Source organism: Rhodoligotrophos appendicifer (assembly GCF_007474605.1).
In the GTDB taxonomy this organism is placed as follows: domain Bacteria; phylum Pseudomonadota; class Alphaproteobacteria; order Rhizobiales; family Im1; genus Rhodoligotrophos; species Rhodoligotrophos appendicifer.
In genome coordinates this window covers 142,646-157,926 of sequence record NZ_VHKL01000011.1, presented here as the reverse complement: position 1 = coordinate 157,926, position 15,281 = coordinate 142,646, and the positions used below count along the sequence as shown (strand labels likewise).

15 protein-coding genes are annotated in these 15,281 nt (G+C 65.5%); 9 read left to right on the top strand and 6 right to left on the bottom strand.

The window, feature by feature from the left end; genetic code table 11:
* Positions 1 to 5 precede the first annotated feature (5 nt).
* On the bottom strand, positions 6 to 944 hold the full coding sequence (locus tag FKM97_RS22610) for a LysR family transcriptional regulator (RefSeq protein WP_144294720.1): 939 nt from the start codon (positions 942 to 944) through the stop codon (positions 6 to 8).
* 124 nt (positions 945 to 1,068) lie between these two features.
* Here FKM97_RS22610 and FKM97_RS22605 point away from each other — a divergent pair, with 124 nt between their 5' ends.
* From FKM97_RS22605 to FKM97_RS22565, 9 genes are all read left to right on the top strand, one after another.
* Positions 1,069 to 2,112: a class 1 fructose-bisphosphatase gene (locus FKM97_RS22605; protein WP_144294719.1), complete on the top strand. Its 1,044-nt coding sequence runs from the start codon at positions 1,069 to 1,071 to the stop codon at positions 2,110 to 2,112.
* 22 nt (positions 2,113 to 2,134) lie between these two features.
* A complete protein-coding gene (locus tag FKM97_RS22600) occupies positions 2,135 to 3,010 on the top strand; it encodes a phosphoribulokinase (RefSeq protein WP_144294718.1) in 876 nt (291 codons plus the stop codon).
* A gap of 22 nt (positions 3,011 to 3,032) precedes the next feature.
* Complete coding sequence (tkt, locus tag FKM97_RS22595) at positions 3,033 to 5,060, top strand: transketolase (RefSeq protein ID WP_144294717.1); 2,028 nt, start codon at positions 3,033 to 3,035, stop codon at positions 5,058 to 5,060.
* A 1-nt stretch (position 5,061) separates the two neighbouring features.
* Positions 5,062 to 6,147 (top strand): class II fructose-bisphosphate aldolase, encoded by a 1,086-nt coding sequence (gene fba / locus FKM97_RS22590; protein ID WP_144294716.1) that lies wholly within the window; start codon positions 5,062 to 5,064, stop codon positions 6,145 to 6,147.
* Entirely contained in the window at positions 6,098 to 7,642 is a 1,545-nt protein-coding gene (locus FKM97_RS22585) for a form I ribulose bisphosphate carboxylase large subunit (protein ID WP_428977933.1), read from the top strand. Before fba ends, FKM97_RS22585 begins: the two co-directional genes overlap by 50 nt.
* An 11-nt stretch (positions 7,643 to 7,653) precedes the next feature.
* A complete protein-coding gene (locus tag FKM97_RS22580; RefSeq protein WP_144294714.1) occupies positions 7,654 to 8,070 on the top strand; it encodes a ribulose bisphosphate carboxylase small subunit in 417 nt (138 codons plus the stop codon).
* Between the two features lie 68 nt (positions 8,071 to 8,138).
* Complete coding sequence (gene cbbX, locus FKM97_RS22575) at positions 8,139 to 9,032, top strand: CbbX protein (RefSeq protein WP_170241078.1); 894 nt, start codon at positions 8,139 to 8,141, stop codon at positions 9,030 to 9,032.
* Positions 9,029 to 9,694, top strand: coding sequence for a ribulose-phosphate 3-epimerase (gene rpe, locus FKM97_RS22570; protein ID WP_144294712.1), 666 nt, complete (start codon positions 9,029 to 9,031; stop codon positions 9,692 to 9,694). Before cbbX ends, rpe begins: the two co-directional genes overlap by 4 nt.
* Complete coding sequence (locus FKM97_RS22565; protein ID WP_144294711.1) at positions 9,691 to 10,434, top strand: HAD-IA family hydrolase; 744 nt, start codon at positions 9,691 to 9,693, stop codon at positions 10,432 to 10,434. Before rpe ends, FKM97_RS22565 begins: the two co-directional genes overlap by 4 nt.
* Here the strand turns inward: FKM97_RS22565 and FKM97_RS22560 are convergent.
* The 5 genes from FKM97_RS22560 to chlG form a co-directional block, all read right to left on the bottom strand.
* A complete protein-coding gene (locus tag FKM97_RS22560) occupies positions 10,431 to 11,243 on the bottom strand; it encodes a DUF2189 domain-containing protein (protein ID WP_144294710.1) in 813 nt (270 codons plus the stop codon). The two genes, FKM97_RS22565 and FKM97_RS22560, sit on opposite strands and share 4 nt — an antisense overlap.
* 214 nt (positions 11,244 to 11,457) lie before the next feature.
* A complete protein-coding gene (locus FKM97_RS22555; protein WP_144294709.1) occupies positions 11,458 to 11,730 on the bottom strand; it encodes a hypothetical protein in 273 nt (90 codons plus the stop codon).
* 15 nt (positions 11,731 to 11,745) lie between these two features.
* Complete coding sequence (locus tag FKM97_RS22550; protein WP_144294708.1) at positions 11,746 to 12,951, bottom strand: geranylgeranyl diphosphate reductase; 1,206 nt, start codon at positions 12,949 to 12,951, stop codon at positions 11,746 to 11,748.
* A complete protein-coding gene (locus FKM97_RS22545; protein WP_144294707.1) occupies positions 12,948 to 14,300 on the bottom strand; it encodes a BCD family MFS transporter in 1,353 nt (450 codons plus the stop codon). The genes FKM97_RS22550 and FKM97_RS22545 overlap by 4 nt, the downstream gene beginning before the upstream one ends.
* A gap of 2 nt (positions 14,301 to 14,302) precedes the next feature.
* Positions 14,303 to 15,211, bottom strand: a complete 909-nt coding sequence (gene chlG, locus FKM97_RS22540) for a chlorophyll synthase ChlG (protein ID WP_144294706.1) — start codon at positions 15,209 to 15,211, stop codon at positions 14,303 to 14,305.
* Between the last annotated feature and the right edge of the window lie 70 nt (positions 15,212 to 15,281).

Below are 15,281 nucleotides of genomic sequence, written 5' to 3'. Positions count from 1 at the left end.
CGCGTTCAGGCCGTCGACTTCCGCGTGCCGAGCTGCGGCAGGAAGTGCGCGCACCGGAGTTCGGTGAAGTCGCGGAACAGCTGAGCGGTGGGTGACAGCTCGCGATCCGTCCGGTGGACCACATACCATTGCCGGATGATCGGCAGGCCGACAATGTCGAGGCAGGCGAGACGGCCATCCGCGACCTCGGCGGCGATCGTGTGGGCCGAGATGAAGGCCACCCCCAGGCCCGCCATGACAGCCTGTTTGATGGTCTCGTTGGACCCCAGCTCGATGCCGAGCTGGGACCGTTGGACGGCGATGTCTCCGACGAAATAGTCGAACAGCGATCGCGAGCCGGACCCTTCCTCGCGGAACAGGAAGGTCTCACCCGCAAGCTCGGTCTTCTCGATCGCCCGCCTTTCCACCAGCGGATGCGCCGGCGCTGCGATCATCACATAGGGGTGCGGGCCGATGGCGATTTGCGACACGCGCAGATCCGCCGGTGGTCGTCCCATCAGCGCCACGTCGACATCGCTATTGCGCAGCGAAGCCATGGTCTCCGTTCGGTTGCCGATCAGGAAGCGCAGCTCGATCCCGGGATACTGCTGCACGAAGGCCGCGATCAGCCGAGGCGTGAAATATTTGGCGGTGGAGACGGCCGCCACGGCCAGGCGCCCCCCGCGGCCGGTGCGCACCGCCTCCATCGTATCGCCGAAGTCGCGCACGGCGCGCTCGATCTTCTCCGCTGCCGCCAGGGCGATTTCGCCGGCTGAACTGACGCGCAATCCATTCGAGGTCCGGTCGAACAGGAGCAGGCCGAGACTGTCCTCCAGCCCCTTGACCCGCGCCGTCATGGCCGCGGGCGTCATATTCAGGATCTGTGCAGCGCCCACGAGGCTTCCCGCTCGCGCGATCGCTTGCAGGGCCTCGATCTGTTTCAAGGAGAAAATGCGCGGCGCCATCGACCGTTTCAATTTTTTCTAATGATATCAAAAAATATGTCAGTTTTCTTTTTTTCGCAACCAGCCATGGTGAAGTTCGAAGAGCAGCGGATGCGAAGAAATCCCCGCTCCATGGGAGAACGCAATGACGTCCGGCGCCGGGCTTGGTCTATCTCTGCGGGACTACCTCGCTGACACGGCGGAGCCCGGCATCGCCGCCCTTGTCTCTGCCATCGCAGACGCCTCCCGCCCGCTCATCGCCATGATCCGCCGCGGTCCCATCCTCGGATCTCTGGGCGCCGGGAGTGGGGGCTCCAACAAGGACGGCGATGTTCAGAAGGCCCTGGACGTCCTGGCCGATCGCCAGTTTCTGCACGGGCTTCAGGTCGCCGGTGTGCGCGCCATCGCCTCCGAGGAAGCCGATGAGCCCCATTCGGTCTCCGCCGACGGCGAGTTTCTGGTGGCGATCGACCCTCTCGACGGGTCGTCGAATATCGAGACCAACGTCTCCATCGGCACGATCTTCTCGATCCTGCCTGCCGCACCCGGCCGGTCGGCTGAACCCGGCGACTTCCTGATCCAGGGACACCGGCAGAAGGCCGCCGGGTTCCTCATCTACGGGCCCCAGGCCTCCATCGTCTTCACGACCGGGACGGGGACCCACGCAGCCACCCACGATCCGGAATCTGATGACTTTGTGATGACGGCCCTGTCCTTGTCGATCCCCGAGGACGTGCCCGAATTCGCCATCAACGCCTCGAACTACCGCTTCTGGCATCCTCCGGTTCAGGCCTATGTCAACGACTGCGTGAGCGGCACCGACGGCCCCATGAGCCGCAATTTCAACATGCGCTGGATCGCCTCCCTCGTGGCCGACGCCTATCGGATCCTCATGCGCGGGGGAGCCTTCCTCTATCCGGCCGACAGCCGCCATGGCTATGAGCGTGGCCGTCTGCGTCATGTCTATGAGGCCAGCCCCATCGCCTTCCTGATCGAGCAGGCCGACGGCGCCGCCACCGACGGCGTGAACCGCATCCTCGACCATCAGCCCGCTTCGTTACATGCGCGTGTCCCCCTGGTGTTCGGCTCCATGCAGACCGTCGCCCGCATCAGGCGCTACCACCTCGAAACCGAGGACTCGGCCGATCTGTCGCCCTTGTTCGGCAGGCGCGGCCTGATGCGCCGCTGATGGATCAGATGAGGTCTCTCCGATGTCAGTGAAGCATCCCATCATCGCCATCACCGGCTCGTCCGGGGCGGGTACGACGTCGGTGCGGCGGATCTTCGAGCAGATCTTCCGGCGCGAGAAGGTCGATGCCGTCTATATCGAGGGCGATGCCTTCCATCGGTTCAACCGGGCCGAGATGCGCGAGAAGATGGCCTCCGCGGCCACGACCGGAAATCACCATTACAGCCATTTCGGCCCCTACTCCAACCTCTTCGAGGAACTGGAGAAGACCTTCGCCGACTATGCCGCCAATGGCGGCGGTCTGACCCGCCACTACGTCCATGACGACGTCGAAGCCGAGATGCATGGCGCCCCGCCCGGCACCTTTACGGACTGGTATGCCTTCCCGCCGGGCTCCGACGTTCTCTTCTACGAGGGTCTGCATGGCGCCGTCGTGACGGAGACCGTCAACATCGCCCAGCATGTCGATCTCAAGATCGGCGTCGTCCCGGTGATCAATCTGGAGTGGATCCAGAAGCTGCACCGCGACCGCTCCCTGCGCGGCTATTCCACCGAGGCGGTCACCGACACCGTTCTCAGGCGCATGCCCGATTACATCAACTATATCTGCCCGCAATTCAGCGAGACCGACATCAACTTCCAGCGGGTGCCCACGGTCGACACCTCGAACCCATTCATCGCCCGCTGGATCCCCACGCCCGACGAATCCATGGTGGTCATCCGCTTCCGCAACCCGCGCGGCCTGGATTTCCCCTACCTGCTCTCCATGATCCAGAACAGCTTCATGAGCCGCGCGAATTCCATCGTGATCCCTGGCGGCAAGCTGGACATCGCCATGCAGCTCATCCTGACGCCCATGATCCTCAAACTCGTCGAACGGCGGCGGCGCTCGCTGTGACCGCGCCAGAAAGGCTCTCCCCATGACCGAAACCGCGACCATCGAACGGCCTGACGCCGGCCCCGCAGTCACCGATCGCGACAGGGCCAATGCGATCCGTGCTTTGGCCATGGACAGCGTCGAAAAGGCCAAGTCCGGCCATCCCGGCATGCCCATGGGGATGGCCGACGTCGCTGCCATCCTCTTTACCGAGGTGATCAAGCTCGATCCGGCCGCCCCCCACTGGCCCGATCGCGACCGCTTCGTGCTCTCGGCCGGTCACGGGTCCATGCTGCAATACGCGCTTCATTATCTGCTCGGCTATCCGGACATGCCCATCGACGAGTTGATGCGCTTCCGGCAACTGGGGGCGCGCACGGCGGGCCATCCGGAATATGGTCACGCCCTGGGCATCGAGACCACCACCGGCCCGCTGGGTCAGGGCCTCGCCACCGCCGTCGGCATGGCGATCGCCGAGCGCGCCTTGGCCGCCCGTTTCGGATCTGAGCTCGTCGACCATTTCACCTATGTGATCGCCGGCGATGGCTGCCTGATGGAAGGCATCAGCCACGAGGCCATCGACCTTGCCGGCCATCTGGGACTCGGCCGCCTGGTCGTGCTCTGGGACGACAACCGCATCTCCATCGACGGTCCCACCTCCCTCTCGACCAGCATGGACCAGACGCTGCGCTTCGAGGCCGCCGGCTGGCACGTGATCGCCATTGACGGCCACGACCCCGCAGCCATCCGGCAGGCCCTCGCCGCAGCCAGGACGGATCCTCGCCCCTCCATGATCGCCTGCCGCACCATCATCGGCTACGGCGCCCCCAACAAGCAGGGCTCGGAATCGACCCATGGCGCCCCGCTCGGCGAAGCGGAGATCGCAGCGGCGCGCCAGACCCTCGGCTGGACCTCGCCACCCTTCGAAATCCCCGCCGCCTGTCTGTCCGCCTGGCGTGATGCGGGGCGCCGCTCTGCGCCACTGCGCCAGGACTGGGAGAGGCGGCTCGCCGCCAGCCCGCGCGCTGCATCCTTCAAGGCGGCCTTGTCCGGCCACCTGCCCCCGCAGCTCGGGACGCACATGGCCGCCTTCAAGCGAGACCTCATCGCGAAGGACATGAAGGTCGCCACCCGCAAGGCCTCCGAGATGGCCCTCGAAGTCATCAATGACCTGGTGCCGACGACCCTTGGCGGCTCGGCCGACCTCACTCATTCCAACCTGACCATTTCCAAGGGGATGGTCTCCCTCGCGAAAGGTGACTTCTCCGGCCGCTACATCCGCTACGGCATTCGCGAACATGGCATGGCCGCCGCCATGAACGGCATCGCCCTCCATGGTGGTTTCATCCCCTATGGCGGCACCTTCCTGGTCTTCGCCGACTATGCCCGCGGCGCCATGCGCCTCTCCGCCCTCATGGGCCAGCGCGTCATCTACGTCATGACCCACGATTCCATCGGGCTTGGCGAGGACGGCCCCACCCACCAGCCCATTGAGCATCTGGCCATGCTTCGGGCCACGCCGAACCTTCATGTCTACCGCCCCTGCGATGCCGTGGAGACGGCCGAATGCTGGGAACTCGCCCTTGCTGCCGAAGCCACGCCCTCGGTCCTCTGCCTGTCCCGGCAGAACCTGCCTCTGCTGCGCATCTCCGCCGATGAGAACCGCAGCGCTCTGGGGGCTTACCTGCTGCGGGACGCCGGCACCGGTCGCGATCTGACCCTTCTGGCCACCGGGTCCGAGGTCGAGATCGCCATTGCCGCAGCCGACGCCCTCCAGGAGCGGGGTGTGAAGGTTGCCGTCGTCTCCATGCCCTGCTGGGAACGCTTCGAGCAGCAGACGCCGGACTATCGTCGCGCCATCTTGGGCGCAGCACCGCGGATCGCCATCGAGGCGGCCGGCCGCCTTGGATGGGACCGCTGGATCGGTGAGAACGGTGTTTTCATCGGCATGACCGGCTTCGGTGCCAGCGCGCCGGCGAGCGACCTCTACCCTCATTTCGGGATCACCCGGGACGCGATCCTGACAGCGGCCAGCAGCCTGCTGGCCGGCAGCCCCCACGAAGGAGCCTGAGATGGCCCGCATCACCCTGCGCCAGCTTCTGGACCACGCCGCCGAGCGCCAATACGGCGTTCCCGCCTTCAACATCAACAATATGGAGCAGGTCCTGGCCATCATGGCGGCGGCGCGCGAGGTCGACGCCCCGGTGATCCTGCAGGCCTCCCGCGGCGCCCGCTCCTATGCCAATGACATCATGCTCGCCGCAATGGTCGATGCCGCCGAGCGGATCTATCCGGAGATCCCCATCTGCCTGCATCTCGACCATGGCAATGAGGAGGCCACCTGCGCCACCGCCCTCCAGCATGGCTTCACCTCCGTCATGATGGACGGTTCCCTCGAGGCCGACGGCAAGACGGCGGCGGACTATGATTACAATCTCGCCATCACCCGGCGTGTGGTCGACATGGCGCATTGGGTCGGCGCCTCCGTCGAGGGTGAGCTTGGCGTCCTGGGCAGCCTCGAGCATGGCGGCGGCGAACAGGAGGATGGTCACGGCGTCGAAGGCGCTCTCGATCAGGCCCAGCTCCTCACCGATCCCGACCAGGCGGTGGATTTCGTCAATCGCACCAAGGTGGATGCCCTGGCCATCGCCATGGGGACCAGCCACGGCGCCTATAAATTTTCCCGCCGGCCCGATGGGGCCATCCTGGCCATGAATATCGTCCGCGAGATCCACGCGCGCCTGCCGGACACCCATCTGGTGATGCATGGCTCCTCTTCGGTGCCGCAGGAGCTGCAGGAGATCTTCAATGAGTTCGGCGGCGCCATGCCCCAGACCTGGGGCGTGCCGGTGGAGGAGATCCAGGCCGGCATCCGCCACGGTGTTCGCAAAGTGAACATCGACACCGACTGCCGGCTCGCAATGGCGGCGCAATTCAGAAAAGTCGCCCAGCAGAACCGGTCCGAATTCGATCCGCGTAAATTCCTGAAACCCGCCATGGACGCCATGAAGGCCCTGTGCCGCGAGCGTTACGAAGCCTTCGGCACCGCGGGCAATGCCTCCCGCATCAAGGTCCTGCCCCTCGCCGAGATGGCCAGGCGCTACCGCAATGGCAGTCTTGACCCGCAGATTGGCGCCTCCGTCCAGGCGGCGCAATGACCCTCACCCCTCGGAATCCCGCAAAAGGAGTCTCGTCGTGAACGAACAAGCGACCAACCTGACCGCCAAGCAGCGCTATTCCGCCGGCGTGCTGAAATATGCCCAGATGGGCTATTGGGATCCCGATTACGAGCCGAAGGAAACCGACATCATCGCCCTGTTCCGGATCACCCCCCAGGATGGGGTCGATCCGATCGAGGCCGCCGCCGCCGTGGCGGGCGAAAGCTCCACCGCCACATGGACGGTGGTCTGGACCGACCGCTTGACCGCCTGCGACAAATACCGCGCCAAGGCCCACCGGGTGGACCCCGTGCCCGGCTCTGAGGGCCAGTTCTTCGCCTATATCGCCTATGATCTCGACCTCTTCGAGCCGGGCTCCATCGCCAACCTCACCGCCTCGATCATCGGCAATGTCTTCGGCTTCAAGCCGCTCAAGGCTCTGCGTCTTGAGGACATGCGCTTTCCCGTCGCCTATCTGAAGACCTTCCAGGGCCCCGCGACCGGCATCGTCGTCGAGCGCGAACGCCTGCAGTGCTGGGGCCGCCCTCTGCTCGGCGCCACGGTCAAGCCGAAGCTGGGCCTCTCGGGCCGCAATTACGGTCGCGTCGTCTACGAGGCGCTGAAGGGCGGCCTCGACTTCACCAAGGATGACGAGAACATCAACAGCCAGCCCTTCATGCATTGGCGCGACCGCTTCCTCTATTGCATGGAGGCGGTGAACCGGGCCTCGGCGGCGACCGGAGAGGTCAAGGGCACCTATCTCAACGTCACCGCCGGGACCATGGAGGACATGTATGAGCGCGCCGAATTCGCGCGCGATCTCGGCTCAGTGATCATCATGATCGACCTCGTGATCGGCTATACGGCCATCCAGTCCATGGCCAAATGGGCCCGCCGCAACGACATGATCCTGCATCTCCACCGCGCCGGCCACTCGACCTACACCCGCCGGCGCGAACATGGCGTCAGCTTCCGGGTCATCGCCAAATGGATGCGCATGGCGGGCGTCGACCACATCCACGCCGGCACCGTCGTCGGCAAGCTCGAAGGCGATCCCGCCACCACCCGCGGCTACTACGACATCTGCCGCGAGGAGCATAACCCCATGCAGCTCGAGCACGGCCTGTTCTTCGACCAGCCCTGGGCCTCCTTGAACAAGCTGATGCCGGTCGCCTCAGGCGGCATCCATGCCGGCCAGATGCACCAGCTGATCCACCACCTCGGCGAAGACGTCGTGCTTCAGTTCGGCGGCGGCACCATCGGCCATCCCATGGGCATCGAACAGGGCGCCACCGCCAACCGCGTGGCCCTCGAAGCCATGGTCTATGCCCGCAATGCCGGCCGCGACTATTTGGGCGAAGGCCCGGAAATTCTGGCTGAGGCCGCCCGCACCTGTACGCCTCTGCGTCAGGCCCTCGATTTGTGGAAGGACGTCACCTTCGACTACACCTCCACCGACGCGCCTGACTATGCCCCCACCGCCACCGTCTCCTGAGAGGAAAGATCATGCGCATCACCCATGGAGCCTTCTCCTTCCTGCCGGATTTCACCGACGACCAGATCGCCACCCAGGTGCAATACTGCATCGACAAGGGCTGGGCGGTGAGCCTCGAATGGACCGACGATCCCCATCCTCGCAACAGCTATTGGGAGATGTGGGGCCATCCCATGTTCGACAATCCCGACGCCGCCGCCCTGGTCTTCGAGCTCAATGAATGCCGCAAGGCCCATGGCAACACCTATATCCGCGTCATGGCCTTTGATGCGACGCCGGGCTGGGAATCCGTCCGGCTCGCCTTCATCGTCAACCGCCCCAGGGAAGAGCCTGGCTTCCGCCTCGTGCGGGCCGAGGGCAAGGGCCGCCAGGTCGGCTACACCATCCAGGCCTATGCGACGGACCGGCCGGAAGGCCACCGTTACTGATGCGCAGCCCGGCGTCGGCAGGTGAACATGAGCGAAGCGATAGAGTCCAAAGCGAAGCGGTAGTGGCCATGAGCGAAGCGATCGATCTGCACGCCGACTTCGTCAGCTCCGGCATCGCCGACGTCCTGGCGAAGCTCGACGATGAGCTCATCGGCCTGAAGCCGGTCAAGACCCGCATCCGCGAGACGGCAGCCCTTCTGCTCGTCGACCGGGCGCGCCAGCAGCTCGGTCTCGTCAGCGAGACCCCCACCCTGCATATGAGCTTCACCGGCAATCCCGGCACCGGCAAGACTACCGTCGCCCTGCGCATGGCCGAAATCCTCCACAAGCTCGGCTATATCAGGCGCGGTCATCTGGTCTCCGTCACCCGCGACGACCTCGTCGGCCAGTATATCGGCCACACGGCGCCCAAGACCAAGGAGGTGCTGAAGAAGTCCATGGGCGGCGTCCTGTTCATCGACGAGGCCTATTATCTCTACCGCCCTGAGAACGAGCGCGACTATGGCCAGGAGGCGATCGAGATCCTGCTCCAGGTCATGGAAAGCAATCGCGACGACCTGGTCGTCATCTTCGCGGGCTATGCCGACCGCATGGACAAGTTCTTCAGGGCCAATCCTGGCTTCCGCTCCCGCATCGCCCACCACATTGATTTCCCCGACTATGCCGACGCCGAGCTCCTGAAGATCGCGGATCTGATGCTGGAGAAGCAGGCCTACCGCTTCGACGCCGCCGCCCGCCAGGCCTTTGCGGACTATGTCGGCATCCGCCGGACTCAGCCGCATTTTGCCAATGCCCGCTCCATCCGCAACGCCCTCGATCGCATGCGCCTGCGATTGGCCAGCCGCGTCTTCGAGGTCAACCGGCCCGTCACCGCCGAGGACTTGACCACCATCCGTGAATCCGACGTTCGGGCGAGCCGCGTCTTCTCCGGCGGCTCCGATCATCTGGAAAGCCCTCCATGACCACCCTCATCGCGCCGTCCATCCTGTCTGCCGATTTTTCCCGGCTGGGCGAAGAGATCCACGCCGTCATGGCCGCCGGCGCCGATTGGGTCCATCTCGACGTCATGGACGGCCACTTCGTGCCCAACATCACCTTCGGGCCGCCGGTCATCAAGTCATTGCGCGGCCTCACCTCCAAGACCTTCGACTGTCACCTCATGATCGCGCCCGCCGATCCCTATCTTGCAGCCTTTGCCGAGGCCGGCTGCGACGTCATCACGGTGCATGCCGAGGCGGGCCCCCATCTCGATCGTTCGCTCCAGGCGATCCGCGCCTTGGGCAAGAAGGCCGGCGTATCCCTCAATCCCTCGACGCCCGAAAGCGTCCTCGACTATGTGCTCGACCGTCTCGACCTGATCCTGCTCATGACCGTCAACCCGGGCTTTGGCGGCCAGGCCTTCATCCCCTCCATCGTCCACAAGGTGCGACGGGTGAAGGAGATGATCGGCCGCCGCCCGATCCTTATCGAGGTCGATGGTGGAGTGACCCCTCTGACCGCCCCCTGGGTCGTGGAGGCGGGAGCCGACATCCTCGTTGCCGGCTCGGCGATCTTCCAGGAGGGCCCCTCCGCCTATGCCTCCAACATCGCCGCGATCCGCCGCTCCATTGAGACGGTGTCGTGAGCAGTCGCGGGCGTGCCGCCCCAGCGGTCGAGGCCCTGATCTTCGACGTTGATGGCACTCTGGCGGAAACCGAGGATCATCATCGCCAGGCCTTCAATCTGGCGTTTTCGGACGCGGGGATCGGCTGGTCCTGGGATGTCGACCTCTACCGGCAGCTGCTGGCCGTGACCGGCGGGATCGAGCGGATGCGCCACTATGCAAACCTGGTGGGCATGCCGGCCACTGATGCGGAGCTCAAGCATCTCCACCGGGCCAAGAACGCGGCCTATGCGGCCTTTGTGGAAGCCGGGGCGGTCGTGCTCAGGCCTGGCATCGCCGCACTCGTCGAAGCGGCCCGGGCGGCCTCCCTGCGGCTCGCGATCGCCACCACCACCAGCCTGGAGAATGTCGAGGTTCTCATCGAGGCGACCTTCGGCTGCAAGGCTCGGCGTCTGTTCCCGGTCATCGTGGCCGGAGGCATGGTGGCCCGCAAGAAGCCGGCTCCCGATGCCTACCTCCTGGCCTGCCAGCGCCTTGACCTGCCGCCGGCCCGTTGCCTGGCGATCGAGGACTCCCGCAACGGCGTGCTTGCGGCAAAGGCCGCACGCCTTCGCGTCGTGGTCGTTCCGAGCCTGTATTGTCGAGGCGAGGACGTCACCATGGCCGATCTGATCCTCGACCGCAGCGACGCTCTGACCCTCGACCGTCTGGTGCAGCTGGGCTCAACCGGGGCCGGAGCCGCCTATGTCCACCGTCCCTAGAGCCTAACGCCGTCGGGAGCCCGCACGATCTTCCGGTAGAGATGCCAGGTTGCATGTCCGAGCACCGGCATGACGACCGCGAGCCCCACGAACAGCGGCAGCGATCCCAGCACGAGCCCGACCGCCACGATCAGACCCCACAGCATCACCGGAACCGGATTGGCCATCATCGCCCGCAACGAGGTCTGTATCGCCGTGACCGGACCGGCTTGGCGGTCGAGAATCAACGGAAACGCCACCACCGTCGTGCTCAGAACCACGAACGCATAGAGGAGGCCGATCAGGTTCCCCAGCACGATCAATGTCCAGCCGCGCTGCGTGGTGAAGACATCTGCAAGAAATCCCGACGCCGTTTCCGGTGCGATCGGACCGTACAGCCACTCATACAGCAGCTGTGCAGAGAACAGCCAGGCGACGAACACGACCAGCAGCATCAGGCCGACCAGCCCCAGCGCGGGCAGCGCCGGCGACCTCCACAGGTCGATGAGCTCTCCCCAGCTTGTATCCATCTTCAGTTCGGCGCGACGGCTGATCTCGTAGAGCAGGATCGCAGCGAGAGGCCCGAGCAACGCGAATCCGGAGATCAGCGGATAGATGAACTGCAGCGCGTTGCCACCCGATGCCCACGTGGCCAGGATCAATCCCAGCAGGGGATAGATCAGGCCGAGGAAAATCAGATGGGATGGCTTCTTGAGAAAATCCCGCCACCCGAGACGGAGGGCGTCGAACACGTCCGCGGTCGTGATCTGTCTGACTTCAGGTCTAATGGACGCTGCAAGAGAATGTGTGAGAACGTGAGACTTTGACATGGCTGAAGTCCTTGCTTGTTTGAGCAAGAATTCTCCCGTTGCCTCAAGCAACGGAGATGTCGAGTCGTGTCGATCTGGTAAGATCGCCTCTGACGTTTATTATATGGTGTCGCGCGTCAACATGACCATCGTGGAAATTCCGCTACGTATAAAACGCCTACGGCATCATCTCTTCGGAAAATCACTGAAAGCGGAAGGCTGAACCTTGGTCGGGCTAGCGGCTGAGCCGGGACCAGCTGTCGGCGATATGCGCCGCAAATCCCAGGCTCAGCCAGATCGCGATGGCGATGGCGCCCGATCCGACGAGCGCGGCCCGAAGCGCCAGGATCAGGAACAGCCCGGCGCACAGATTGGCCACGAAGGGCACCAGGACCTTTCGGCCCCCGTTCCTCCCCTTCAGCAGGCTGAGGACCAGGGCGGCCTCGAGCCCGAGCACGACGATGGCGACGATGCAGATCCAACCGCTCAGCACCAGGGACTCGATCACCGGAGACGTCCCTGGTTACTGTGAGGCCAGCCGGAAGATCTGGCGAAGATCCTTGAAGAACACGCGGATATGGCCGAGCGGATCGCTCCAGACCAGCCGCTTGTTGAGGTAGGACTCCCAGGTCAGCCGCTGCACGTCCGGATCGGCGCAGATGGCGACGAAGCGCTCCCGCCGCTTGTCGTTCCGATACCAGAAGGCTTGCATGAAGCCGAGGATCAGGAACACGCGTCCATGCTCGCGCATGAACCGCTTTCGAGCGCTGGCGAGCGCCCTCGGATTTCCGCTCTCCAGGAACTCGGTCGCCGATTGGGCCGCCAGGCGCCCGCACAGCATGGCGTAATAGATCCCCTCCCCCGACGACGGCGCGACCACCCCGGCGGCATCTCCGGCCAGCAGGATATCCTTTCCATTGTCCCATCGCCGCAAGGGCTTCAGCGGCAGGGGCGCTCCCTCCTCGCGGATCAGGCTGGAGCTGCCGAGCCCGGCGGTCTCGCGCAGCAGCCGGGTCGCCTCCTTGAGGTCGAAGCCCTTGACGGCGCTTCCGACCCCGACGCTCGTCGTCTCGCCATGCGGGAACACCCACCCATAGAAATCCGGAGAGATCCGTCCCTGGTAGTAGACGTCGCAGCGCTGCGGATCGAACCCTTCGCTCTTCGCCTCGGGCGAGCGGATGATCTCATGATAGGCAAAGACGTAAGGCGGCTTCACATCCTTGCCGAAACAGGCCCTCCGGACCGCGGAATTCGCCCCGTCCGCCCCGATGATCATGCCCGCGGTCACGGTGCGGCTGGTCCGTTCCGCCCCCTTCTCCACGAACGACACGGTCAGCTCGCCCTTTGCGCCACGGCCCGAGCTGGAGAAGGTCGCCGCCCGCACCTCGGCGCCCGTCGCGCCGGCGCGCTGCCGCAGCCAGCCATCGAACACGTCGCGGTCGACCATCCCCACGAACCCGTCATCGATCTTCATGTCGACGCTCATGGCCGACGGAGCGACGATCCGCGCCGATCGGATGCGGGCGGTGATCATCTGCGGTGGGATGTCGAAATCGGTGATCGCCCGCGTCGGGATGGCTCCGCCACAGGGCTTGGTCCGCCCCTCCCGGTCCAGCAGCAGGACCCGCCGGCCAGCGGTCGCGAGATCCGTGGCCGCAGTGGCCCCCGCGGGACCTCCGCCAACGATGACGACGTCGTAATCGGGTCTTTCGCTCCGTGTGCTGATCATTGTGCGCCCTCGATTGTCGCCGCATAGGCAATGCGCTTGTGTCCCGGGCTCGGCGTGGTCGCGTTCATGATGCCGATGCGATGGGCGAGTCCGGCCGCAGCGAGGAAGATCGCGCCCTCCAGGAGGAACACCGATCCATAGGCCAGCGGGATCGCACCGCCCAGCACGCGCACCATGTCCACGGCGACTGTTCCCGCGAAGCCTCCGAGCCCGAAGGCGATCGCCTGCGCGGCCCCCCAGAGGCCCATGCGCAGACCGACCCGTGACGGTCCGGCGGCACCCGCCAGCGCCATCATCGACGCGATCGCCGCCACGGCGAACACCCCATTGGCAAAGCCCAGCGCGAACACATTCGCCGTGAGCGGCCAGGACGAAGGGGCCCAGGCTGACGCGGCGAGCATCGCGAGAGCCAGGCCCGAGGCGACGCAGCCACCCACGGTAAAGGCCCGGAGCAGCCATGGATGGGACTTCGCCAGCAGGCTGCCGGCGATGCCCACCAGCCCCATCCCCATGAACACGCCGCCATTCTGGATGCCGGACAGGGTGGTCGTCTGGCCCGGCGTCATGGCGAAGACGAGGCCGGCGAACGGCTCCAGGATGAGGTCCTGCATGCTGTATCCCAGCATCGAGACGAACACGAAGATCGTGAACAGCCGCGCCGCCGGATCGGCCCAGGCATCCTCCAGGCTCTCGCGGAACGTCGCGGCGGGCGGGGCGCGGCCCTCCTTCGGCACAGCGGCCTCAGGCGCCGGCCCCTCGACGCCGGCCACGGCGATCCAGGTCACCGCAAGCGCCAGCAGGCCCGTGACGGCCGTCACTTCGATGAGCCGCTCCATGGAGAAGGGATCGAGGAACCGCCCGGACACGATCGCGGTGACGGCGATCCCGAAGATCATCATCACCCACACGACGGTCGCCGCCGCCGGCCGGCGTTCGGGCGCCACTTTGGAGGCGAGAAGTGCGAGGAGCGAGGTGCCGGCCGCACCCACCCCGAAGCCGATCAGCATGAAGTCGAGGATGGCCAGCGTGAGCCCGAGCGCGAAATGCTCCGCCATGACCGCGGTGGCAACGGCAGCTCCGGTCCCCGCAAACGCCAGCAGGGCGACGCCGCCGATGATCCACGGCGTCCGCCGCCCCCCTCTGTCCGAGCCATGGCCCCACAAGGGCCGGGCGATCTGCACCCCGTAATGGAGCCCCACCAGAGCCCCGGGAATGGTCGCCGCCAGCCCGAGCTCGACCACCATGATCCGGTTGAGCGTCGATGTCGTCAGTACCACGATCGATCCGAGCGAGGCCTGAACCAGGGCCAGCCGCAGGATGCCGATCCAACCGAGAGGCGTCGCCCCCATCTCTAGCCTCCCTGCAGCGAGCGGATGGCGAAGGCGCAGGCCAGCATGCCGGACACATACATCGTCGTCCCCGTGGCATTGTACCAGGACGCAAACCGCAGCGGATCCCGCAACATGCGCGCCATGCACCCGATCTGCCCGGCGACCAGGACGGCGACGATCAGAGCGTGCAGCGGATAGCCCCAGCCGACCAGCAGCGCGATGACCGCCAGTTGGGGCACGGCCATGATGATGCAGGCGAGCCGGGCCGCCCGGTCGACGCCGAGCACTGCCGGCAGGCTCGCCAGTCCCATCTGCCGGTCGCCCTCCACGGATTTGAAATCGTTGAGGGTCATGATCCCATGGGCGCCGATGCTGTAGAGCAGGGCCACCCAGACCACGGCGGTGCCGGGAAATCCGCCCGAGGCCGCTGCCGCCGCGGTGAACCAGGGCAGGCCCTCGTAGCACAGCCCCACCGCGCCCGGCCCATACCAGCCGCTGCGCTTCAGCCGGAGCGGCGGCGCGCTATAGGCCCAGGCCAGCGCCAGCCCGATGATCGCCGCGCCGAACACCCACGGCCCCAGCCAATAGGCGACGAACAGCGACAGGATCGTGTTGGCGACCGCCACATGGAAGCCCCATCGCCCCGGCATGCGGCCTGAGGGGATGACCCGGTGCGGCTCGTTGATCGCGTCGACGTCCCGGTCATACCAGTCATTGACCGCTTGGCTCGTGCCGCACACCAGCGGCCCGGCCAGCAGGATGCCGCCCACCACATAGGGCCACCGGTCGGTGACGGAAATTCCCGACGAGACGACACCGCAACCAAAGGCCCACATGGGCGCGAACCATGTCAGCGGCTTCAGCAGCTCGAGCGTCGCAGCGAGGCTGGGAACCGTGATGCGGCGCTGTACGGCGACAGGATCGGTCATGCATAAACGCTAATATTTACAGTCCAGATCGTCAACTTCAATTGACACTTCTGCGGAGGAGTTCGCGATG

Coding starts and splice junctions, on each gene's coding strand:
- FKM97_RS22610 (WP_144294720.1), bottom strand. CDS start 944: ATGGCGCCGCGCATTTTCTCCTTGAAACAGATCGAGGCCCTGCAAGCG.
- FKM97_RS22605 (WP_144294719.1), top strand. CDS start 1,069: ATGACGTCCGGCGCCGGGCTTGGTCTATCTCTGCGGGACTACCTCGCT.
- FKM97_RS22600 (WP_144294718.1), top strand. CDS start 2,135: ATGTCAGTGAAGCATCCCATCATCGCCATCACCGGCTCGTCCGGGGCG.
- tkt (WP_144294717.1), top strand. CDS start 3,033: ATGACCGAAACCGCGACCATCGAACGGCCTGACGCCGGCCCCGCAGTC.
- fba (WP_144294716.1), top strand. CDS start 5,062: ATGGCCCGCATCACCCTGCGCCAGCTTCTGGACCACGCCGCCGAGCGC.
- FKM97_RS22585 (WP_428977933.1), top strand. CDS start 6,098: ATGGCAGTCTTGACCCGCAGATTGGCGCCTCCGTCCAGGCGGCGCAAT.
- FKM97_RS22580 (WP_144294714.1), top strand. CDS start 7,654: ATGCGCATCACCCATGGAGCCTTCTCCTTCCTGCCGGATTTCACCGAC.
- cbbX (WP_170241078.1), top strand. CDS start 8,139: ATGAGCGAAGCGATCGATCTGCACGCCGACTTCGTCAGCTCCGGCATC.
- rpe (WP_144294712.1), top strand. CDS start 9,029: ATGACCACCCTCATCGCGCCGTCCATCCTGTCTGCCGATTTTTCCCGG.
- FKM97_RS22560 (WP_144294710.1), bottom strand. CDS start 11,243: ATGTCAAAGTCTCACGTTCTCACACATTCTCTTGCAGCGTCCATTAGA.
- FKM97_RS22550 (WP_144294708.1), bottom strand. CDS start 12,951: ATGATCAGCACACGGAGCGAAAGACCCGATTACGACGTCGTCATCGTT.
- FKM97_RS22545 (WP_144294707.1), bottom strand. CDS start 14,300: ATGGGGGCGACGCCTCTCGGTTGGATCGGCATCCTGCGGCTGGCCCTG.
- chlG (WP_144294706.1), bottom strand. CDS start 15,211: ATGACCGATCCTGTCGCCGTACAGCGCCGCATCACGGTTCCCAGCCTC.